The 21,643-nt window shown below is 44.5% G+C and carries 24 protein-coding genes; 15 read left to right on the forward strand and 9 right to left on the reverse strand.

Annotation, left to right across the window (positions count from 1 at the left end):
* Positions 1–562 precede the first annotated feature (562 nt).
* A complete protein-coding gene (locus JGK07_RS25665; RefSeq protein ID WP_293184982.1) occupies positions 563–1,228 on the forward strand; it encodes a HEAT repeat domain-containing protein in 666 nt (221 codons plus the stop codon).
* A 130-nt stretch (positions 1,229–1,358) separates the two neighbouring features.
* On the opposite strand, the gene JGK07_RS25670 is transcribed toward JGK07_RS25665, so the two are convergent.
* Positions 1,359–1,937: a phycobilisome protein gene (locus JGK07_RS25670; protein WP_293184984.1), complete on the reverse strand. Its 579-nt coding sequence runs from the start codon at positions 1,935–1,937 to the stop codon at positions 1,359–1,361.
* A gap of 257 nt (positions 1,938–2,194) precedes the next feature.
* On the opposite strand from JGK07_RS25670, the gene JGK07_RS25675 reads away from it, so the two are divergent.
* Together JGK07_RS25675 and JGK07_RS25680 are read left to right on the forward strand one after the other, a co-directional pair.
* Positions 2,195–2,929, forward strand: a complete 735-nt coding sequence (locus JGK07_RS25675) for a 15,16-dihydrobiliverdin:ferredoxin oxidoreductase (RefSeq protein WP_293184986.1) — start codon at positions 2,195–2,197, stop codon at positions 2,927–2,929.
* A 7-nt stretch (positions 2,930–2,936) separates the two neighbouring features.
* Positions 2,937–3,668 (forward strand): phycoerythrobilin:ferredoxin oxidoreductase, encoded by a 732-nt coding sequence (locus JGK07_RS25680; RefSeq protein WP_293192371.1) that lies wholly within the window; start codon positions 2,937–2,939, stop codon positions 3,666–3,668.
* A gap of 134 nt (positions 3,669–3,802) precedes the next feature.
* On the opposite strand, the gene JGK07_RS25685 is transcribed toward JGK07_RS25680, so the two are convergent.
* The gene (locus JGK07_RS25685) at positions 3,803–4,624 is read right to left on the reverse strand and encodes a pentapeptide repeat-containing protein (protein WP_293184988.1); all 822 of its coding nucleotides are present in this window, start codon (positions 4,622–4,624) and stop codon (positions 3,803–3,805) included.
* Between the two features lie 280 nt (positions 4,625–4,904).
* Here JGK07_RS25685 and JGK07_RS25690 point away from each other — a divergent pair, with 280 nt between their 5' ends.
* The 4 genes from JGK07_RS25690 to JGK07_RS25705 all read left to right on the forward strand — a co-directional run bounded on the left by JGK07_RS25690 (position 4,905) and on the right by JGK07_RS25705 (position 7,525).
* On the forward strand, positions 4,905–5,513 hold the full coding sequence (locus JGK07_RS25690; protein WP_293184989.1) for a phycobiliprotein lyase: 609 nt from the start codon (positions 4,905–4,907) through the stop codon (positions 5,511–5,513).
* 357 nt (positions 5,514–5,870) lie between these two features.
* Positions 5,871–6,149 (forward strand): hypothetical protein, encoded by a 279-nt coding sequence (locus JGK07_RS25695; protein WP_293184990.1) that lies wholly within the window; start codon positions 5,871–5,873, stop codon positions 6,147–6,149.
* A gap of 6 nt (positions 6,150–6,155) precedes the next feature.
* A complete protein-coding gene (locus JGK07_RS25700; protein ID WP_293192375.1) occupies positions 6,156–7,040 on the forward strand; it encodes a HEAT repeat domain-containing protein in 885 nt (294 codons plus the stop codon).
* Positions 7,041–7,048: 8 nt separating this feature from the next.
* Positions 7,049–7,525 (forward strand): DUF2656 domain-containing protein, encoded by a 477-nt coding sequence (locus JGK07_RS25705; protein ID WP_293192377.1) that lies wholly within the window; start codon positions 7,049–7,051, stop codon positions 7,523–7,525.
* Between the two features lie 69 nt (positions 7,526–7,594).
* Here the strand turns inward: JGK07_RS25705 and JGK07_RS25710 are convergent, their stop codons facing one another.
* The 7 genes from JGK07_RS25710 to cpeB all read right to left on the reverse strand — a co-directional run bounded on the left by JGK07_RS25710 (position 7,595) and on the right by cpeB (position 13,905).
* A complete protein-coding gene (locus tag JGK07_RS25710; protein WP_293243077.1) occupies positions 7,595–8,176 on the reverse strand; it encodes a hypothetical protein in 582 nt (193 codons plus the stop codon).
* The gene (locus JGK07_RS25715) at positions 8,176–9,546 is read right to left on the reverse strand and encodes an ATP-binding protein (RefSeq protein WP_293184994.1); all 1,371 of its coding nucleotides are present in this window, start codon (positions 9,544–9,546) and stop codon (positions 8,176–8,178) included. The genes JGK07_RS25710 and JGK07_RS25715 overlap by 1 nt, the downstream gene beginning before the upstream one ends.
* Positions 9,547–9,597: 51 nt before the next feature.
* Positions 9,598–10,125, reverse strand: coding sequence for a hypothetical protein (locus tag JGK07_RS25720; RefSeq protein ID WP_293184996.1), 528 nt, complete (start codon positions 10,123–10,125; stop codon positions 9,598–9,600).
* Positions 10,126–10,443: 318 nt separating this feature from the next.
* Positions 10,444–11,055, reverse strand: a complete 612-nt coding sequence (locus tag JGK07_RS25725) for a HEAT repeat domain-containing protein (protein WP_293184997.1) — start codon at positions 11,053–11,055, stop codon at positions 10,444–10,446.
* Between the two features lie 202 nt (positions 11,056–11,257).
* Positions 11,258–12,544, reverse strand: coding sequence for a HEAT repeat domain-containing protein (locus tag JGK07_RS25730; RefSeq protein WP_293243080.1), 1,287 nt, complete (start codon positions 12,542–12,544; stop codon positions 11,258–11,260).
* A 234-nt stretch (positions 12,545–12,778) separates the two neighbouring features.
* Positions 12,779–13,273 (reverse strand): bleomycin hydrolase, encoded by a 495-nt coding sequence (locus JGK07_RS25735; RefSeq protein WP_293184999.1) that lies wholly within the window; start codon positions 13,271–13,273, stop codon positions 12,779–12,781.
* A 77-nt stretch (positions 13,274–13,350) separates the two neighbouring features.
* Positions 13,351–13,905: a C-phycoerythrin subunit beta gene (gene cpeB / locus JGK07_RS25740; RefSeq protein ID WP_293185001.1), complete on the reverse strand. Its 555-nt coding sequence runs from the start codon at positions 13,903–13,905 to the stop codon at positions 13,351–13,353.
* A gap of 138 nt (positions 13,906–14,043) precedes the next feature.
* On the opposite strand from cpeB, the gene JGK07_RS25745 reads away from it, so the two are divergent.
* The 8 genes from JGK07_RS25745 to JGK07_RS25780 all read left to right on the forward strand — a co-directional run bounded on the left by JGK07_RS25745 (position 14,044) and on the right by JGK07_RS25780 (position 21,402).
* A complete protein-coding gene (locus tag JGK07_RS25745) occupies positions 14,044–14,217 on the forward strand; it encodes a hypothetical protein (protein ID WP_293185002.1) in 174 nt (57 codons plus the stop codon).
* 19 nt (positions 14,218–14,236) lie between these two features.
* Positions 14,237–15,199 carry a GNAT family N-acetyltransferase gene (locus JGK07_RS25750; protein ID WP_293185003.1) on the forward strand — a complete coding sequence of 321 codons (963 nt, stop codon included), beginning with the start codon at positions 14,237–14,239 and terminating at the stop codon, positions 15,197–15,199.
* 385 nt (positions 15,200–15,584) lie between these two features.
* The gene (locus JGK07_RS25755) at positions 15,585–15,785 is read left to right on the forward strand and encodes a radical SAM protein (RefSeq protein ID WP_293212524.1); all 201 of its coding nucleotides are present in this window, start codon (positions 15,585–15,587) and stop codon (positions 15,783–15,785) included.
* Positions 15,786–15,915: 130 nt separating this feature from the next.
* Positions 15,916–16,116 carry a hypothetical protein gene (locus JGK07_RS25760; RefSeq protein WP_293185005.1) on the forward strand — a complete coding sequence of 67 codons (201 nt, stop codon included), beginning with the start codon at positions 15,916–15,918 and terminating at the stop codon, positions 16,114–16,116.
* 1,280 nt (positions 16,117–17,396) lie between these two features.
* Positions 17,397–18,071 carry a hypothetical protein gene (locus tag JGK07_RS25765; protein WP_293212522.1) on the forward strand — a complete coding sequence of 225 codons (675 nt, stop codon included), beginning with the start codon at positions 17,397–17,399 and terminating at the stop codon, positions 18,069–18,071.
* Between the two features lie 82 nt (positions 18,072–18,153).
* On the forward strand, positions 18,154–18,618 hold the full coding sequence (locus tag JGK07_RS25770) for a hypothetical protein (protein WP_293185007.1): 465 nt from the start codon (positions 18,154–18,156) through the stop codon (positions 18,616–18,618).
* Positions 18,619–18,829: 211 nt separating this feature from the next.
* Positions 18,830–20,281, forward strand: coding sequence for a hypothetical protein (locus JGK07_RS25775; protein WP_293185009.1), 1,452 nt, complete (start codon positions 18,830–18,832; stop codon positions 20,279–20,281).
* A 470-nt stretch (positions 20,282–20,751) separates the two neighbouring features.
* On the forward strand, positions 20,752–21,402 hold the full coding sequence (locus JGK07_RS25780) for a DUF1287 domain-containing protein (RefSeq protein WP_293207669.1): 651 nt from the start codon (positions 20,752–20,754) through the stop codon (positions 21,400–21,402).
* The last annotated feature ends 241 nt before the right edge of the window (positions 21,403–21,643 follow it).

Genomic DNA, 21,643 nt, shown 5'->3' on the forward strand with positions numbered 1-21,643 from the left:
GAAAAGCAATCCCAAATGCCTTCAGCAATGGGATAGAGAGCTGCGTAGCTCAGCCGAGGCGGGTTAATCCGCTCGAAGTGAAAGCGAAAGGGGAGGGACCGGGTGCCTCCCGTGTCATGTAATAGATGACTATACTTTTACCAGCTATTACCCCCAATAGCCGATAAAAAAATGCAGGCTTGGATACGAAGCCGTCACCTAATTTTTTCAGGTGAATTTTTGATTTTTGAAACTTTAGACTACCCAGCCGTTGAGAGATTTTAGCAATATATCACCAGTCTAGGAGGATGCTTAATTTCTGTGGAACCGCTCAAACGAGTTTGGATGGGAAATCACCGACAAGTGATGCTCTATCAAGGGAAAGGGAGTTTGCATACACCTCATCATGAACTGCGACAATATTGGTTCAAATACGGAAGTTTTCAGACGAGATTTGATGAGAGAGTTTAAAGAAACGAGGTTCACGGTCAAAAAAAGATTTCGGTGTTAAGATAATTTTGGTAAGTTGCACAAAGTGAACCCTGTTGTTTAAAGTAAGGAAAAGTCCTGCTCTGTTGCGGTTATGGATATTCACGAAATTGAAGCGTTTCTAGATAATTCTGATTTTCAATATCGACTCAAGGCGATCGCAGCTCTGAAAGATTATACACCAGAGATTGCCGTTCCTTTGCTAAAAGCTCGGCTCAACGACCCAGAATTTTTAGTCCGTACCTTTGTCAGCAGGGGATTTGGACAACAGCAAAGCGCCGAATCTTTCGCCGCCTTGCTGCAAATCATGAAACTTGATAACACTCCCAATGTGCGCGCCGAAGCGGCAAATTCCCTGTCGCTCTTCGGTAGGTGCGCTGCGTCTCATTTAGTGCTGACTTTTATTCAGGATGACCACTGGCTGGTGCGTCGCAGCATTTTGGGGGCGCTGGTAGATATGGAGTGCTACAACGAACTGTTTGAGGTGTGCGTGGAAGCTTTGGCGGGGGAAGATATGACCACCCAGGAAGCGGCTGTGGACGCGCTCGGTGCTTTAGCTGGAAGCAGTCAGGAAGCAGCGGCATTGGCTCGGTTGTTGGCGCTGGCTAGTTCTGAGTATGAAGGGATTCGCCAGCACACTGCATCTGCTTTGAAGCATTTTGATGATCCAGAAGCGAAGCAGGTGTTGAGTCAACTGCGGCAAGACTCCCATCATCGAGTGGTTGGTGCGGCTTTAGAAAATTTGCTCGATCGCAATTAAGAATATTTTATAGAGTTCTAGAGGCAGAAACCGGGTTTTTTCGGGAAATATGGCCTGAAGTGCGAGGAATGTGGGCGAACGAACCCGGTTTCTTAAATGCCTGTGGTTAATTCCTGCGATTGTTAAGCGGTCAAACTTGACTGAACTGTTTTAAGCCAGCGATTAAATTGTCAAAAGCAAGACCAGATAAATGCTGTTCCTCAGAACTAAATTGCTGTAAACTGACTATTTTTAATTGTTGTAATCCACAGAGCATCGCCGCCACGGGAACTCGCAATTCTTGATAAAGTAGTTCCATGTTTTCTAGTCCTGCTTGACTGGTAAATTCCGGGTTTTTCCCTGCTATGCTATAGGAGACGGAGCGCAAGAAATGCCAAAAATCTCGCCAACAAGCTTCGGCGCGTTCAGCAGGATAGAGGTCATTGTCTGGTTCGGTGATATTTGGAAAGTCGGCTAACACCTTTTCCCTGGCATTCGATACAAGATTAGGAGCTTGCTCTCGCAGCAATCTTGCTTGTTCTAACATTGAAGAGGTATCGGGAACCAGATTTTTGATGATTTCTAAATCTTCATCTGTGAGATATCGACTTTCATCGTCAGCCTTTTGAAAAATGGCAATTACTTCATCTGGATAGATATTTTTCCAAGTAGCAAAGCTGACAATTTTCGCTTTGGGAATTAATTGTTTTGCTCTTTCACTTAATTGCATAGCTATTAAAATTGTCCGGAGGGAATTGAGTACAATTCAAGTTATAGACTAGAATTATGAGAAATTTGATTAAGATTTGTTACATTTGAGAGAATCAAAGATGAGAGTGTGGTAAAAGTCTTCATTAGATTAAGTGCGATCGCACGTTTGGTTTCATAACGAAATATTACTTTGTTATCCATAAAAGAGACTAGGCCCAGGGCGATCGCCTATTATCCTGTGTTCAGGGAGAGATTGAAGGAGCTAAATTATAATCTATGTTTAAGCCATTTCAGCAATTTCTAGAAAAAGAACTGTTTGAGAACTTTGCACTAGAGAGCCGTCCCATTCCCTCTGGATTGGAATCTGTGGTGAGTGAAAGAGGTAAAAATCCCGCCACAATTCAAAGCTGGTGTTATCAATGCCCTGAATTGCGAAAAATTCGCTACACCTACATCGATGCTGGGGAAACGGCACAAATTTTTAACAGTGTCATTTATCCAAGCCACAATTACGATGTGCCGTTGCTAGGGATTGATTTTTTAGCGTTTGGACAAAAGAAAATCTTGGTGGTGATAGATTTTCAGCCGTTATTTCGCGATCGGGCTTACACAGACAAGTATATCGAACCGTTGACCGAAATTCGAGCTAAATACAGCTCGTTGGTACAAGACTTAGAAATGAAGTTTTATGATGCCAACCAGTATTTTTCCAAGAATTTGCTCTTTGCCAAAACCGACGCCGAAACAGTAGTGAACCAATTGTTTCCCGCCTATCAAGAATACGTCCAGTTGTACTGGAAAATGCTACAGCAAGCTACTCCCCTGACAACTCCCGAAGAAATTCAGCGGATTGTGAAAGCACAGAAAGAATACGATCAGTATAGTGCAGAAAGAGACCCCGCATCCGGGCTGTTCGGCAGCTATTTTGGTCATGAATGGTCAGAGCGCTTTTTGTACGAGTTTTTGTTTGAAGATGCTGTTCCCTTAGCGGTTCCCGCCGGGACAAAATAAATTAAAAATGACTCTCTATCAGCCTTTTTTAGATTACGCCATCCCACTGCTCAGGGAGCGACTTGACTTAGCTCCATATCCGATTCCAGCAGGTTTTGAAAAAAAAGAATGTATCACTGGGAAAGGAAAAAAAGAGCAGTTGGTTGTCACTACTAGCTATGCTTTTCAATCGCCCAAACTGCGACAAATTCGGGCGGCTCATGTTGAGGGCGGTGATGCTCTTCAGGTTTTGAATTTTGTGATTTTCCCGCAAATTAATTATGATTTGCCTTTTTTTGGGGCGGATTTGGTGACTTTACCGGGGGGACATTTGATTGCTTTGGATATGCAGCCGCTTTTTCATGATGCGGCCTATCAAAAGCAATACTCAGAGCCGATTTTACCAATTTTTAACAAGTATCAAAAAGATTTGCCCTGGGGGGGAGATTTTCCTGAAGAGGCAAAACCTTTCTTTTCTTCGGCTTTTCTGTGGACTCGTCCTAAGGAAACTGAGGCTGTGCAAACTCTTGTGTTTGATGCTTTTAAGGATTATCTACAAGCTTATCTCGATTTGGTCGATCGCGCGCAACCAGTCACCGACAGTCAGAGATTGGTCGAGATTCTTCAGGCTCAACGCAATTATATCAACTATCGTGCGGCGAAAGATCCTGCGAGGGGGATGTTTCTGCGGTTCTATGGTGAGGAGTGGACTGAGGAGTATATTCACGGTTTTCTGTTCGATTTGGAACGCAATTTATAGGAAAATTAAAATTTGTTCGTAGTGAGGACTTTAGTCCTCTGAATTTGCGGACTTAAGTCCGCACTACAAACGGTTTGTAGTGAGGACTTTAGTCCTCTGAATTTGCGGACTTAAGTCCGCACTACAAACGATATCTAATTTGCAAGACTTTGAGCTGTGTTATTCCGAGTATAAGGATTCCAAGTACCTAACTCCTTGGAATTGCGACTGCAAAGCATCGCTCTTGTTTCGGCGCTCAATCCTTGTACCAAGCTGAAATCAGCACCCGCAATACTTTGCAATTGATCTAAATTTGCTCCAGTCAAATCAGCAGCCCGTAAATCTGCGCCTTGCAATTCAGCTCCAATTAACATGGCATTTCGCAAATAAGCACCAGTTAAAAAAGCATTCTGAAGATTAGCGCCACTTAATGCCGCTCCTTCTAAATTTGCTCCAGTTAAATCCGCTCCACTGAGATAAGCACCTCGCAGATTGCAATAACTTAAATCCGCTCCTCGGAGATTGGCTGCATTCAAAAAAGCTCCGCTCAGACTAGCTTTCGGGCCAATAGCTTCGGATTTTTGGTAATTAAATCCTTCTGGCCACATAGTCTTGCTATCATATAAAGCTAATTTAAATTTAGCTGATTCTAGCTTGGAATCAACTAGATTGCAACCTTGTAAATCAGCTCGAAAAAAATAACTTTCTTGTAAATTTGCTCCACTCAAATTGGCGTCTCGGAGATTGGCGCGCCGCAAATCTACTCCCTGGAGATTTGCACCTTGGAAATTGGTTTTGCTGAGGCCCGCGCCAATCAAGTTTGCTCCGCTCAAATCAATCCCGGATAAATCCATTTGGCTGAGGTTGATTCCCTGGAGGTTGGTTTGAGCTAGGCTTTTGCTTTCCTCGATAGCTTGTAAGACTTCTGTGAGAGTCAGGGGTTCAGAGAGGAAAAATGAGTGTTGACGAAGTGCCATTATATTTTTGAAGATTTATTGATGGAATTGCTCAAAGTTGTCCGGTGTCATTTATCCTAGAATTTGATTGTTGTGCGATCGCCAGAAAGTTAATTTTCTTAACCAAAATTCGATCGGATTCTCCTCCCATCCCCTTCACAAGGGGAAGGAATGATATAGAGGACACGGCAGTGCCGTCTCCCTACCCAAAATAATATTGTAGGGACACTCCAAAAGCCGTCTCCTAATTTCGGCAATAATTCCGATGCTACTTGATTCCTCTCGCTAAGTTGACATAGAAATGCTGCTAACACCACCGATGACTATGATGGATTTCTTTCGCAAGAGTGAGGGCGTTTGGTTCACTCAGCGAACAGTCCACAATTTTGATACTGCTGCTGCTGATGAGTCGGGAGAATCCAATGTCATGATTGATGTCTTATCAATTGATGATCCCAGAGTTTTAGAGGTTTGTCAACAGCAAAATGTAGATCCTGCTTTGGTTAGTGGGGGATGCAGTTTTATGTGGCAAGATAATTTGGATGATGCCATCCCGAACCAAAATTATGCTGCAATACTTATCGATGTACCCAATCCCAATAACCCGAAAATGGGTAAGTTTCTCAGAAATAGAGGCTACGTTGAAGGTATTCCGGTAATTGGTATTTACCATTTTGCTGATGATGGGGTATTGACTATTGAGACGGAATATGAGACAAATCAAGGACAGGAACGCTGTTGGTTTATTAACGATCATTTTCGAGTGCGGGTGATGACGGTTCAAATGAGCAATGGGGTTAAACAAATGGCATACTGTTCTGAGCGTCGTTGTATTTCTCCGTCTGTTTTAGAAGAGTTGTTGGAACACAATCGCTTGAGAGTTTCTGAGGCTGCTGCGGTGTCGCGTTAAAGTCTCTGGAAAAAATGCTTTTTGATTGGTCAAATTCAACTATTGTCAATATTTTTTTAGGGCGGGCAGGATGCCCACCCCACAAGCAACTGGGCGGGCAGGATGCCCACCCCACAATAAAATTAATTGGTTGTGGAACTGGCATCTTGCCAGTTCGATGCCCACCCCACAAGCCACTGGGCGGGCAGGATGCCCACCCCACAAGCAACTAACTGGGCGGGCAAGATGCCCGCCCCACAATAAAATTAATTGGTTGTGGAACTGGCATCTTGCCAGTTCCTAAGAATCCTGTATGATGTGAGTTTAACTGAACTCGATCGCCTAACTGTTTTCAACTGTTATTAAACTCTCAAAACTATGTCTGAAAACGAAGAATTGACAACATCGGCTCGTGATGAATCTGCCGCAGATTTAACAGAAGATTCAACACAGATAGAGGCTGAAGAATTGGTGGAAGTCATTGCCGAATTTGAGCGGTATCGGGAACGTTTGGTGAATGAAACGATGGCGGCGGCACAAAAGGCTAAGCTACCACAGAAAGCAGCTATGGCTAAAATTGAGCCGGAACTTGCTAAAATTGATGCTGGACTAGACAGTCTCCGCACTCAATTGGCGGCGATAACTACTAATAATTAGGTGGCAATGATGGTCAATTCTAATGCTCAATCCCAAGATGCTGCAATTGTGTTAGCTCATGCCGAAACAGATGCTTTGCTTCAACAAGTTACTGAACAAATAGATTTAGATACTTTTGATGTTAATGATGCTGAGCTTTTGAGGAGTCTGGTTGAATCTTTGGGTGATACGCGGGGGATGACTCGACTGCGTTGTGCGGAAACTCTGGCGGAAATTGGTGAAGCGGCGACTCCTTTTTTGTTGGATGCTTTGGGAAATCATGTTAATCCGGTTGTGCGGCGTGCTGCGGGTAAAACTCTGACTTTGATTGGCGATCCGACTGCTGTTCCTAATTTAATTCATGCTTTGTTGAATGATGAGGATACGGTGGTTAAGGGTTCGTCTATTGGGGCGCTGGCGAGGATTGGTGAACCTTCTGTGCAGGCTTTGTTGGATATTTTAGCATCTACCGATTTGCCGGAAAGTACGATCGGTCATGCGGCTTGGGCGTTGGCGTTTATTGGGGCGGGTGCGAAGGAGTATTTGTATCGGGCGATCGCCTCTGATTCGCCTGTGGTGCGTGGGGCGGTGGTTGGGGCGATCGCCAAAGTAGCACAGGAAGAGCCCAAAGCCGACTTATTTGAGATTTTAGTGAAGTCTCTAACGGATGTTGATGTTGACGTGCGTTGCGAGGCGGCGGCTGCTTTGGGAAATCTCGCCTATAAGCCTGCAATCCCCAACCTGATTGAGTTGCTGCATCATGGCGATGGCGAAAGTCGCAGGGCGGCGGCCTTGTCTTTGATGAAAGTGGGCGATCGAAGTGCGATCGAGCCGCTACAAGCTGCATTAGCCAAGGAATCAGAGGCGGCTGTGCAAGGAGTAATTAAGTTAGCAATTTCTCAAATTAAGTAACTAAAAATATGACAGAATCTGGAACAGGGCGGATGTTGCTTTCCCACAATTTTGATATGCAAGAGGGTATCTTTCCAACCTTAAGTAGAGAAGATTTGACTTTGGTATTTGCTGAGGGTTTAAGTCAATATCCTCAGATTAAGTGCCGTCAATTAAATCACGCTCATTGGATGGTAGAAGTTTTATTTTCTACTAATGATTTTGCGCCACCTCAAGTTGGGGAGTTTTGCGCTGAATCTTTGGTAAATAAGCGGATGAGTCAAGGAAAAGTTGATGATTCTTTTCCTGATGTTTTGATTTTAGCGGGATTGAAAAAGACTCCGCCATTGAGTAGCGATGTTGAGGCGCTGCAAACGGGAGAATGGGGGGTTGATGTGGTGGAAACTGCGTCTGCTGAGAGTTTTTTGATGGCGATGGGCTGGGAGGAAAAAACATCTGGGAAAAGTATTGAGGATGTTTTTAAGGTTGAAAGGAGGAAGGGGTAAAAGGTAAAAAGCTGTTTGGAAGGTCATAGATAAGTCCTGAAGCGCTGATTTTGACGTTCACAAAACTATCTATCTCCCGTAGATCAAATGATTGAACTGAAGTTTATTGGGTCTACTAATTTTCAGCATCCTATCAGGACGGTCATGAATCTCAGTTAAACGGTCATTAGTCTCAGTTGAGCGACTATTACGTGTTTTTCCTTTGGAAATGCTAATATGACCGATACTGACAAAACGATATTCATAAGCCTCAAGGAAGTTCTGTTGATTCCAAAATGCTTTGCCGATTTCCTGACAATAGTCAACAAAGCATTTTGCGCCCGTTAGTTGCTGGATAATGTTTTTATTCTGGCCTTTCTTTTTCTTCATCTCAATACAAAAGATGATTTTTTCTGTGGGAGTATCAGCAATAATCACAAAATCTGCGCGTTTGCACTGACCTTTTGAGCTAGTAAAAATCTTGCTTGGTGCTGGGAAAGCATCTGCCTTAATAACAATAACTTGAGCATCATCAGGCATTCCATCAATCGTGACAGAATAGTCAGCAGGCGGAGGCTCTTTGAGTATAACTTGCTTTTTACCTTTGTGTTCTTCCAATGGTACTGTAGCACTTTCCTTAATCATCTCTTTGAGGATAGCAATATCAGACATTAATCCTGACCCCAAACAATCGATTCCTGAATCCTGTTCATCGTTTCAATAGTTGTATCAAAACTGCGGGCTTCAATACCCATTTCTGGGTCAATATCGGCTGGTGTCAGCGTTTGACATTTATTTGTTTTTGTACTCCCTGCCTCTTCCGCAATATAAACTTTGATTTTGTTAGACGAAATTAGTTCTACTTCCCGATAACCTTCTTCTTCAGCAACTCGCTTCAGATGAGGTTTGTCATGGTTAAGCATAATCAACGTATTCAGTTCTTTAATAATGTAATCGCTGTGGGTAGTGATAAAAACCTTAATACCAAGATTTACCAAGCGAGCAAATAGACGTGCGACGCGGCGCTGGTTTTCAGGATGTAGATTCAATTCTGGTTCATCTATCATCAGTAAATCGCCAATTTGAGCCTCATGTTTTAGGTAAAAACCGATGTCTAATAGAGAACGCACAGCACTAGAACTTTCATCCATAGAAAGCTTGAGCCTTTTACCATTCGGCTCATAATAAAGTTCATCATTACGAGTAACAGTGTATTGGCCACCGATTATGTCAGCAAAATCTGCCAGTATATCAGGATGTTCCTCAGCAATAAAACTGCTTTTTTTAACAATGGTTTCCAGTTCCCTCGTAAAGTCAACGTTTGTCTTGATTGGCAAAGCGTAGTCCTGATAAGCTTTAAATAAAAGCTGCATTGGATTGATATTATTGTTGCTTTTACCCATTTGTTCAAGCAATCTATTACGGGCAAAATTCAACTCTTTGCGAAAAATAGCTGCACCAGTTCGCTCTGCACTAGCGATAAAAGGACGAGGAATAATTTCGTCAAAAATAATATGTTTCAGTGCATCGGCAATGGTTTGTTTAATTATTTCATTGGGAATTTTTGCCTTTTCTTTTTCAACTAGCAAGGTGACAACTAATTCTCTACTATCTTCTCTTTTGGTCATCGAGAATAATTCGACATTTGCAGATCCTAGTGTTGACTGAAATTGGCTTGCCAAGGTAATATTTTTGATGTCTAGATTTACCTGAAACTCTGTTTTTTTAAATCTTTTAGCCGGCGCTGCAAAAATCTGAGGCAATTGCTGTGTATAAACTTGACAAGCTTTAGAAACAATTTGCTCAGCCTGTTCGACATATTTTTGTATATCTAGATGAATTACGCCGTCAGCAAGGAGTTGTTGGATATTATCGTCGTTGATTTCGATCGCCAAAATCTGCCGCCAAGTAAACAAAAAGCCAAACAGTGCATAGGTAGCGTAGGTCTTTCCGGTATTGTTGCCGCCACAAATAATTGTCAACTCGCCAAGGGTGAATTCGGCTTGTTTTAGGGCACCAAGATTTTTGACTTTAATTTTCATTGGTGTTTTCCTTAGATTGCAATGTGCCTCAGTAATATCGCACAAACCAGTCTAAACAGCCAGCGCCTTGATACTTTCTTGGGTATCAAGAGGGATCTTTTGCCAACTCGTGGCAATGTTAATATTCATATTGGTTTGAGCGATATCTAACAGCGTATCATCAATTGAGTGCATTCGATTTTCGCGCAACCAAATTAAAATTTCCGCTAAATGCCAAATAGAATGTGTACCTTCATAAACAGGAATCGGAAATCTTGATTTGCTTTCGATCGAGAGATTTCTCATTTGCAGTTGAGTATAACCCAGAATTTTAGCTGCATCCGTCAAGCCAACTAAATCTGGTGCTGCTTCAATTAGAGTAACACTTGGAACAGCTTTTTTGATATCATTAATCGCACTAGAAATAGCTTCATAAGCCGACGATCCCTCGCGGATAAAATTTAGTGCTACATATTCTTTATTTCCAACTCCAATTAAGGCATCGTCACAGCCACTTGCATACAGTCTCTCAATAAAATTATCAGGATCGGCTGGGGAATTGTTCAGATTAAACTTCAAAGTAAAATCATACTCGTTCATTTTTTATTCCTCCTCCGAGGAAGACTCATTCACATCGTTATGCTTTGTGCAATTATCCACTACTCGGCGAATTTGTTTTCCATGATTCCCTGAGTTTTTTGGGGTACTCCAAATACTGGATATACAAAAAATCCCGCTTCTACACTCTTTATCGTTGTAGGGACAATAAATTTTCCCCCAAGCATGAGAACCACCAACATCAACGCGCCATCCATTTTTTTCAGCGTATCTCAACGCATCCTCAACTTCTGGCTTTGGGTGAGTTTTTCTGACCATTACAATTTTTGCTTACATATCGTTCAACACGCAACCATCAACCTATTCTGCGCGCTTATAATTCATCACCAAATCCAATCGCGATAAAGAACTTGTCGCTGATTCCCGCACATAGGAATCCACGGTTTCATCATTCGCAAATGTGGTGAGAACTTCTACACAACGTCGATCGCCCACAGAGGCCAACGCACTCACAATCGCCACCTGTACCGCTACATTATCCGTTGTATTCAGCGATTCCACCAAAATCTCAAAGGCAGAGGAGCCCATCTGTCCCAAGGCCATCACCGCTGCAATATGCACCACAGGATTAGCATCATCGATCGCCTTTTTCAATCCCTGCAAGCCCACTTCTGGGAAAGGCAACTCTGGATAATTAATCGCAACTTGCGCCAATACCTTCGCCGCACTCCCTCGCACAGTCACATTCTCACTGTTTAACATGGCGTCAACCACCGGTGATATGGCATCCTCACCGATCGCACCTAACACCTTCACCGCCGCCCGACGATAGGTGACATCTTCGTCGTCTAAAATGGCCACCAGTCGAGGAATTGTATTTTCATCGCGGGAATCGGCAATTTCAAACATCGCCCGATCGCGCATATGAGGATTCGGGTGTTTTAGTTTTTCAAACAAAGCATCTGTTGTCATAATTTTTGGGGTTTTAGGTTTTCTAATTTAAGCTGAATTAACAATCCTGGACGCATAAATATCTAAGAAACCGGGTTTTTACCAGTATTAAAAGCTGGGATGCAGTATTTTGGTAAAAAAACCCGGTTTCTGCCTCCCGTCTCAGGTAGGGACACGGCACTGCCGTGTCCGGCTGTAGGGACACGGCACTGCCGTGTCCCTACTATATTTCAGATGTTAAAGAAGTATGAGCATCTATTTTAGCTTGAACTAACCAATCTTGGTCAGCCGCAGCAACTTCATAACCACTAACATCACCAAGTTTTTCTAGTGCCATTAATGCAGCATACTTCAAATCCCAGATTTTAGTTTCCAGACAGGTTTTCAATTCTGGAATGGCACGCTTTTCTCCGAGTTCCCCTAGGGCGATCGCAGCCGCCGCACGGGATTTCTGAAACTGGGGTTGGGGGTTATTCAAAGCTTCCAATAACAAATCGTAGGCGGGAGAGTGTTTGAGCCAACCAAACAATTTTACTACATGAAAATGCGCTCCATAATCATTATTTCCTTCTTCTGCAAAGGTGGCAAACAGGGCTGCCGGTGCCTCCTCTGAATAATGTTCTAAAATTGTTTTAGTTGCTAAATAGCAACGACCAAAATCCGTTTCGTATAATTGGTTAATCAGAAACGGTAATTCTGGTAATTCTTCATAGCTGTGGACTAAATCTAAATCCCCTGGTTGATCCCGTAAGGTTTGTTCTAAATAGGGTTGAATGGTGTCAAAGGTAAGGGATTTGTCGGCGATTCCGGCTGCTGCTAGCATCCGAATTCCCCTCAGCCGAAAGACTAAAGATACGGGACATTTGGCAATGTTGGGAATGGCCTCGTAGTGGTGGGCGTCAATCAAATCCTGAATTGATAGTCTGCGCCCTAGGACATTTTTGTGTTGCAGCATGGCGACAACTTGTCCCATTTTAGAAAAGTCTCTGGTTAGGCGGCAAATTGCGGCGATCGCAGCACTAGCAGTCGGTGGATCGAGATCGTCAACAAATTTGCGAATTCTGGTCTCGGCTGGTTGATAATCTAATTTAGTCAGGGTGTGGATGATTACTCGGTAGGTTTGTCCTGGTTTATCGAGCAATTGAGCAACTTCTTCTAACATATCGGCGTCTTGAGTGCCAATTTCGCCGATCGCCCAAACCGCATTTTCCACGGTGTAGCAGTCATCATCGCTCAGACAGGTGCGAATCACCGGCAATGCTTGGACAGCTTGCAGTCTTCCCAAGGTTTCCACCGACTTGCGGCGCACAATCCGGTTTTCTAGCACCGGATCGGTTTGCTGTACTGCTCGGATCAGTGCTGCGATCGATCGATCTGTGGGAAAGTTTATCAAATGGGAAGCGGCTATGTAGCGGGAATCCTCTTCGCCGATTTGGTCTTGTGGCGTATCTAAAAGGGCGATCGCCTGGTCTTCTGTTAAATTAAAAAAACTAAAAAAGCGTTTATCCATAGAGTGGGGAGGGGGAGAATGGGAGAAGAGGAGAGTGGGCTACCGATGCCCGATGCCCGATGCCCGATGCCCGATGCCCGATAGAAATTAGCATATGCCTATTAAAACACAATAACAAGCCCAGGAATTCTTTACCCTTACTTTACCCAAATCGGTAGAGCAACGAGCCAAGATTTCCTAGACTTGTCGGGGTAAAAATTACCCAGTCACGACATTACAAACCTGTCTAATTAATTAGGACAGGGAGTTGATGGCGTAGTCAAGAAGAGCGTTGTACTCAGTCAAAGCTTGAGCAGACATATCGCGAGGAGTGCAACCGCGGTTACGAGCAAAGCTTAATGCTTCAACGTAAGGAGCAGTAGGCAAGCTCAAAGCGCGATAGACTTCGCGTTGACCAGCAATACCCCATTCATCAAGAGGGCCTGTGCCGCCAACTACCAAGCAGTATTGAACCAAGCGCAGGTAGTGCTTGATGTCGCGGTGGCATTTTGCTTTGAAAGTATCGGTGGAGTTAGCTTGACCGGATTCGTTCAAGTAAGGATACTTTTTGATGCAAGCATCATAAGCTTCTTTAGCAACTGCATCCAGGTTGGCGCCCAATTTTTCAGCAGCTTCTAAACGAGCAGCAGAGCGTTGGATAGAACCTTGAACTGATTCTAGATCAGAGGTGCTAGGAAAGCGACCTGCTGCATCAGCAGAGGCGATAGCGGTGGTGAGAACTGATTTCATTTCCTTAAATCTCCTAAAGTGATTTTGACAGTGAGCGTAGTTTCAATTTTGCTGAGCGGATTGCGATTAGCAATTGACTAGCTCAGTGCAGAAATGATACGGTCGAAGTAGCTGGAAGATTCGGCAACGAGGCTGGCGCAACGATCTTCAACTACGATAGATCCCATTTTCCGCAACTTAGCACCAGCAAATTTTTCGCTGGGGTTGTCTTGGATGTGAGCAGCGGCTTGAGCCTTCATGATTTGAACTGCACGCACGGTGGAGGTGGTGGGTACGCCCAAAGCTGCGTAGGTTTCTTTCAAACCATTCAAGCAACGGTCGTCAAGAACGGAAGCATCACCAGCCAACAAGGCGTAGGTGACATAGCGCAAGATGATTTCTGCATCGCGCAAGCAAGCAGCCATGCGACGGTTAGGGTAGCAGTTACCACCGGCTTGGATCAAGCCTTGGTTTTCGCAGATCATACCGGCAACAGCGTCGGAAACCATGCAGCTAGCGTTGCTGGCGATCGCGTTTACAGCATCCAAGCGTCGGTTGCCGCTGGCAACGAAAGCTCTCAGGGCAGCAATATCACCAACGGTGGAGGTGCTGGCATCGGCTGAAACTACAGCTCTTGAAAAAGCGTCAAGCATTGAGTTCTCCTTAACTTAGACGAAAAATTATTTCTTATCTCAGTTGGTCAACTTGGTGACGAACTTGATGGTCTTGAATATATCTAAGGAATGAGACAGAGGTCTCATTCCTGAGAAACAAAGTAACAATTTGTTACTTTGGTCGCGAAAAGCACATTTTTTCGTTTAACAAACATCTTAGTACCACGATCGGCGGATTCTGAACAGAAATGTCGATCGCCCGATCGCCCGATCGACTCACCAGTTAGGGAAGCCCTGGAAGACGATCGCACTTCGATCGATCGCCCAAGCTATTTTAAAATTGATCGATAACCGAAAATGGTGATTAGCTATGATGGCAAATCTCTCGGCGCGCTGCTATGCGGGCGAAAGCGATTTAACTGCGATCGCCGATTTAATCAATACTTGCGAAGAAGTCGATCGGCTCGATCAAGGCACTTCCATCTCGGAATTACAACAAGAATTTAACCAACCGTCCCGAGATTTAGCGCGCGATATCTGTCTTTGGGAAGATGCAGGCGGCAAATTAATCGGTTTTGCCGAGTTGTGGATTTCTGAACCTGGGACAGTCATCGATGGTTGGCTGTCGTTTTCAGTCCGCCCCGAGGCGCGCTGCGGAGATGTGGAAGCGGCGGCAGTGGCTTGGGGCGAAAGGCGGATGCGCGAGGTAGCATCATTGCGGGGCGCGCAGGTGAAGCTGCGATCGGGGGTTAGGACACAGGATGCCGATCGCATTTCTGTGCTCACAAATTGCGGTTTTAGGGTCGATCGCTATTTTTGTCGCATGGCGCGATCGCTCACGGAACCGATCGCCCAAGCCCAATTCCCAGAAGGTTTTGCGCTGCGTCTATTCCCCGGCGAACAGGATTCGGAAGCTTGGGTAGAAATGTTCAACCAGTCGTTTATCGATCACTGGAATCACCACGATTTAACAGTCGAGAAATTCAAATACGATTTAGCAAAACCCAGTTACAGAAAGGATTTAGACTTGATTGCAGTTGCTGCTGACGGGACTTTTGCAGCTTTCTGTTATTGCGAAATTAATGTCGAGGAGTGCGATCGTACTGGACGAAATGAAGGCTGGATTGCTGTTCTTGGTACGCGGCGCGGTTTCCGCAAACTTGGATTGGGACGAGCGATGTTGCTGGCTGGTTTGCAGCGACTGAAAGCTGCCGGTGTCGAGACTGCGATTCTCGGCGTGGATACTGCAAATCCTTCCGGTGCATTGCGACTTTACGAGTCTGCGGGCTTCCACAATATTCGCGATAGCATTTCCTATATTAAAGATGTTTGAGCAGTTGGGCGATCGGGATTTACGCGCAGGATTCAAGAAACCCGGTTTCTCTGTGTATGCCTTGTCACCAAACAGTATTTCTCGTAGAAACCGGGTTTCTGGGCCCGGGTGCAAAGTTCGCGATCGCACTAGGTACGTAGTTGCGCTTCAGCGCTCTTAATATATATATGAAAGAGCGCTGAAGCGCAACTACATACCTGTATCTAAAAAACTTTTCCTACCCCCTTGACACTTCTGTAGTATGTGTGTAGCATAAACATATGGAAAGCGCAGGAGAGCCAAAAACCTGCATTTTCCGTACCAAATCTGAACCTTGACAACTAAATAGCGTTCGAGATTTCAAGGAACATCAATTTGAAAGTCTTGCAATAGAGACTTAATTGTTATGTTGTTACTTTTCACGAGACTGTTCAGTTACAGACTGACTCGATCTGAGTCAGATATTGTACCAAAACAGCCGAATTTCAACGAATCTGGGGCGGATTCAGAACAACACAGTTGCGATCGACTGCGATCGGCCCAAAAGACTGAAGAAATCCGCCATCTCAAACAAGCTTACCATTTAGAGCGGCGTTTGTTTATGTAAAAATTGTCGTGTGGGCGCAGATGCGAATGCTGGCAATTTTTACCGACTAACGCCACAACTAAACAGCAGAAAAGCTACTAATCCAAAATCTAAAATCTAAAATCTAAAATCGCTTAAGGAGGTAACAGTTATGGTTCACATTCGTTTTGAAGGACGTTCCTATGATGTGGCAGAAAACCAACTGGGTATCACGGTAGGAATGAGCGACAAAACAATTCAGGAACGTCTAGCCAATCATTTTGATGTCAAGAGCGATCGCTTCGAGTCTTACGTGCTAGATCGCCGTCCCAGCGGTGATTTAATTGTCCGCCCAGAAGCCGTTTACGGCTAGAAATTAACTTTTATTCCGCGCCCTAATTCGAGAAGCCTACAAACATTAGGGTTCTAGCTCTGAAAAGATTGCGGGTTCAAGTCCCGCTGAAGGCTTCGGCTTTTATGGTGAAATGGTAAACACGCTAGAAGTTGTCAAAAGCTTTTCAAACTTGCGCGGAATAAAAAATTATCAGTTGTCGGGGGCGCACCCTAACTAAAGAAGCTTACAAACTGGCGAACGTTCGACTAAAAATCGAATAGTAGGTTCAATTCCTAAAAAACAAAGCTTCTCTGACTCGTGCGCGGCCTCTCATACCTGAAGTTTTTATATCTGTCACGCGGTTAAAAGTTCCACTTCGCGCCCTCACAAAGGAAGCTTACATACTCGCTCTTGGTAGAGCATTTCTCTTTAAAGAAAAGTTGCAGGTTCAACTCCTGCGTATGAACAACGGCTTTCTTGACTTGCGCGAGGTGACTTTTACTATCACAACACTTTGATTCAACTTTCTTCATGAAAAAGGTTTGTAGTGATGACTTTAGTCCGCAGAAAAAGAAGGACTGAAGTCCTCACTACAAACCTTATGGAAAACAAGGGCAAATATCCCCTTTTGTATTTTCAGTTGCGCGCCCTAACATATGAAGCGCATACACACGATACCACCGATTAGTCACAGGTTCAAATCCTGTCAGTCTCGTTTAAGGGGCTGTAGCTCAGGGGTAGAGCAATCGGTATGTTAAACCGCTTTTTAAACTTGCGCGGAACTTCCAATTTTTGAACAACTGAATTCCTTGTTACAAACGAAACACTTCGCGCCCTAACTGATGAAGCTTACACACTTTAGTAAATATAACTGCCCTAAGGTACTGATATTCGAGCGATCGAATTAGGGAAGCATTCCGAGTCTCTAGTTCTAGATGAGGTTTGCGCGTCCACTGCTAGGTAAAACTGGTAAGAACGGCTGTGCTTAAAGCTTTTTTGACTTGCGCGAAGTGTTTTAAACTTTGTCAAATTTTACATAAATTGCTCGCGGATGGCTAGAAACCGAGTTTATTGCCAGAAAGAATTGGTTTACACCCGGAACACTTGTAGGGAGAAATTAAAATCAGACTATTCATTAACTCTAATCCTCTTCTTTCTTTTGTCAACTGTCAACTGTCAACTGTCAACTGTCAACTGTCAACTGTCAACTGAATGAAGCATTTTTTTCGGTGTAGTCCGTAGATTAGGTAAACAAATCTGTTTCTTTGTCAAAAGTTAATCCGTGAATAGGATAATTTAATTTACAATTTTCAAGAATTATGAGCGAACACCGATTAGATAGAATCGTCATTGAACGGCCTCGCGGTGGCTGGAGAGCTAGCTTAAAAAAAGTACCAGGAAACCGGAGACATCTGAAAGAAATTACTGAGGCAGCTTGCACTGATGGAATCTTTAACCCTTATCTACTAAAGCTGAAAAGAAAAAGCAAATATTTTTCTGATTGTCTGGGGCCTTTATCTCGCTGGCTGCGGAGCAAAGTAGGACAAGATTGGGATGATATCTACCACGAATTGTGTCAAATTCTTGATATAACTACGCTGTCTGGAAAACATATTCTCTCCCATGTTTGGGGTTATGTGGAAAGAGATGTTGTGTTGGTTGATGGAATTGTTTGCGATCGCCGATATGGGCGTCAACTTGGTTCTAGGAGAGAGGAACTTTACGTTCATCCTGAGACGCGGATACTCTGCTTGGCAAACAAGGTACGAAGATTACCTCCGAAAAAGCCTGATGATTTTCTCAAGATTGATGATTACCATCATTATCAAAAGCTAGATGGCATTTGGTATCTTTTCGAGCTGGCCGATCGGGAAGAATTGGAGGTAATTCATCAATATTACTCCCGTGTCAAAACATGGAAGTATACTGCGAGCAAACGTCAGTGCAACAAGAAGCAAATTAAGTTCATCATGGAACAACTCAGTAAAAGTTAAAAGACATGAGTCGGCGGTTGAAACCGCTACTACACAAACGATGTCCGCCTCCGCGGACTAAGAAATTGATTGGGTATTAGCTATGAGCAATAAACTTGCAATTTACCGATCGCCCTACGAGATAGATACCCTCCTCCACGCCTTCCAAGAATGCAGCCTCCCGCGCAGCCAATGGACGCATGAAGCCCATTTAACCGTTGCTTTATGGTATTTTCTGTTTGGCGAATCGGACTCAGAGGCGATCGATGCAATTCGCAATGGCATCAAACGTTACAACTCTGCCAATGGCATTGAAAGCACGCCAAACAGCGGGTATCACGAAACGCTAACGCTATTTTGGGCGCAAACTGTGCGCGAGTATCTGGCAGATGAAGGCCGGAATCGCTCGATCGTACATTTAGCTAACGGTTTGATTGCAGAATATGCCGATCGCACTTTACCCTGGAACCACTACACCCGCGAGCACCTGATGTCTTGGGAAGCCCGGAATACTTGGGTTGAACCGGATTTAAGGGCGATCGAAATCCCAGAATTTTCCCTGAAATAGTTTTAAAATAGCAGTTGTTGCCGCGCCCCAATCCGAAGAGCTTACATACCAACCCTTCTAAGGTTAAAAAAACAAAGCTCCTCAAACTTGCGCGGTGACTACGATATTCATTGCCAAGCGTGCAACAACTGCCACCCGCAGATTTTTGGATATTCCTAATAATTGAAAATCCAAAATCGCCAATCCAAAACCACAACTGGAGGCAGCACCAATGAATACAGCAGAGCGCGATTTACGTTTAGAAATGCTTAACAGTCTGCTCACCACACCTCACCGCCAACTCGAAAAGGTGACAGAAATTCACAAGTTAATTATCGAATTAGATCCGATTTTTTACGGTCATTTAGCAGTGTGGTATCAACGTCACGGCGACGTGCGCGACCACAAGGAAGTTTTTGCCGGAAACTTGCTGACTTCGGCGCTGACAGAGCACCGAGACGCCGGGTTTATGATGTTGCAAGAGTTCCCGCCCTACGAGGTTTCGCGGATTGTGGACTTTATGAAGCAGCACCAGAATAAGCTGCCTCGCAGCGCGCGCACTGCTGTCACTCGCTATCTGCGATCGCGCGAAAAGAATGCCCAGTTTTTCGATCGCGCCGCCATCCGCAACCGCAAGGCGATGAAGCACTTATACGCGACTCTGCACGTCAAGCCGAGCGATCGAGCTAATGCTATTCTGTTTAAGGACAATCCGCCGGAAGACTCGCTGGCATTTGTTTTGAAGCAGTTAGCGAAGGCTGCGACTCCTGCGGAACAGGCGAATTTGATTGTTGAATACAAGATTCCCTATACGATCGCAGTTGGTGCGATCAAAATGCTCACGCCAACGGTGTTAGCAGCGCTGATTAATTCGATGTCGCCGCAGGAAGTCATCAACAACCTGAAATCAATTCAGTCTCGCGGCGCGATGGATCACCCGGAAGTCAAGCTGTTGATTGACTCGAAGTTGGATGAAGCCGCCAAGTGCGATCGGGTTTCTGCATACAAAGCCAGTGTTGCCGGTGCGGGCGCGAAGTTCGACGCAGCCACAACGGCGAAGCTGGAAGCGGTGACTAACGAACAGGTGAAGAAGCGCGGCAAGATTGTTAAAGCCACGGGTTTGTTGGTTGACAAGTCGGGAAGTATGGAAAGTGCGATCGAAGTTGGCAAGCGTCTCGCTGCCATGATTTCGGGCATTTCCGAGGCTGCGCTGTTCGTCTACGCCTTTGACACGATGCCCTATCCAGTGCAAGCAAACGGCAGCGAATTGAGCGATTGGGAGCGCGCATTCAAGCACATTCGCGCAGGCGGCGGCACAAGTTGCGGTTGTGCGATCGAAGCAATGCGGATTAAGAAGCAGGTGGTTGAGCAATTCATTATGGTAACAGATGAAGGCGAAAACTCTGCACCTTATTTTGCAGATGCTTATCAGAAATACTGCCACACTTTGAGCGTAATTCCTGATGTGGTGATTGTGCGAGTTGGCGCTTACTGCGATTATGTTGAAAAACAATTGAAGGATAAGCAAGTGTCGGTGGAAACGTTTACATTTGCGGGTGATTATTACTCGCTGCCGAACTTGGTGCCGATGTTGTCTCGTCCTTCGCGGCTGGAGTTGTTGATGGAAATTCTGGATGTGGCTTTGCCTGTCAGGGATGATAAACAGTTGACAGTTGACAGTTGACAGTTGACAGTTGACAAAGGTCGTAGGAGGTTTTTTCTATGGGGATTTACACCCCACCCTAAAAACATTACACCGGGAGCATCTCAGTTTTGTAAAAAATATTTTTTCTTTGAGTGCGAGCGTCCCCGCTCGCGTATTGTACAATACGCGAGCGGGGACGCTCGCACTATAAATACAAAACTGAGATGCTCCCCATGACACCAACCTGCGGGGGTTTTAAACCCATGAATTCTGATAAATGATATAATCGGGCATGGCTCGTCAAAGAAGTTTGGTTCTGGAAAAATCGTCACTTTGAAGTTTATCATCTGCGGGGAGACGAATATGAAAAAATCCACCAAAGCGAGTTATTGCCCAATTTAGATTTATCATTGCTGGCTGAGTATGTACAACGCCCCGATCCTCTTGAGGCGGTGTTGGAGTTTAGGGAAATAGTTAGAGAAAATTTAGGGAGAAATTGAGATTGAATAATGTACGATCGCCTGCAAACTCTTTTGTTTATTCTAATTATTAGTTATCTCTGTGTTGCTTGTCAATCGCAAAAAAGCGTCAAGCCAATTTCTGTTCCAACTGTCCAGTTAAATCCCGCAACAGTGCCGGTAACTTCGCCGATAGTTCGTGAAGTGCTCGATAATGCGATCGCCCAAACTAAAATTACCAATTCTTACGATCCTGCTTATGTAGCGATTCCCTACCCTGGTGGCGATGTACCGATGACTACAGGTGTTTGCACCGATGTCATAATTCGCGCATTTCGGCAGGTAAAAGTGGATCTGCAACAAGAGGTACATGAAGATATGCGGCAGAACTTTGCAGCCTATCCAAAAGATTGGAATTTGACCAACACAGATCCGAATATCGATCATCGCCGAGTTCCTAATTTGATGGTATTTTTTGAACGAAAAGGTAAATCGTTACCTGTTACTCGCAATGCAGATAATTATCAACCGGGGGATGTAGTAACATGGGATTTAGGAGGAGGCGAGTCTCATATCGGGATAGTTAGCAACGTGCGATCGCCTTCGGGAAGATTTGCGATCGTTCACAATATCGGTGCAGGGACTAAATTGGAAGATGTCCTCTTCAATTGGAAGATTATCGGGCATTATCGATATTTTTGAGTAGCATCGAAAATCGATCGCACTTTACTCCCAAATATCTCCCTCAATCAATCTCCTCAAGCGGCAACTTTTTCTCGATTCTCAACTCTTCCCTAGTTTGTTCGATAATTTCCAGTAACTCAGGATTGGCGATGGATGAAACTAAGGGGCTTGCAATTAAATATAACCCCAGTTATCCTAGAAGAGTAGGAACCAAAAAATCTGACATAAGTGGTTGTGACTTCTGTAAGTGGGATGCTAA

It is taken from the genome of Microcoleus sp. PH2017_24_DOB_U_A, assembly GCF_020738205.1.
GTDB lineage: Bacteria > Cyanobacteriota > Cyanobacteriia > Cyanobacteriales > Microcoleaceae > Microcoleus.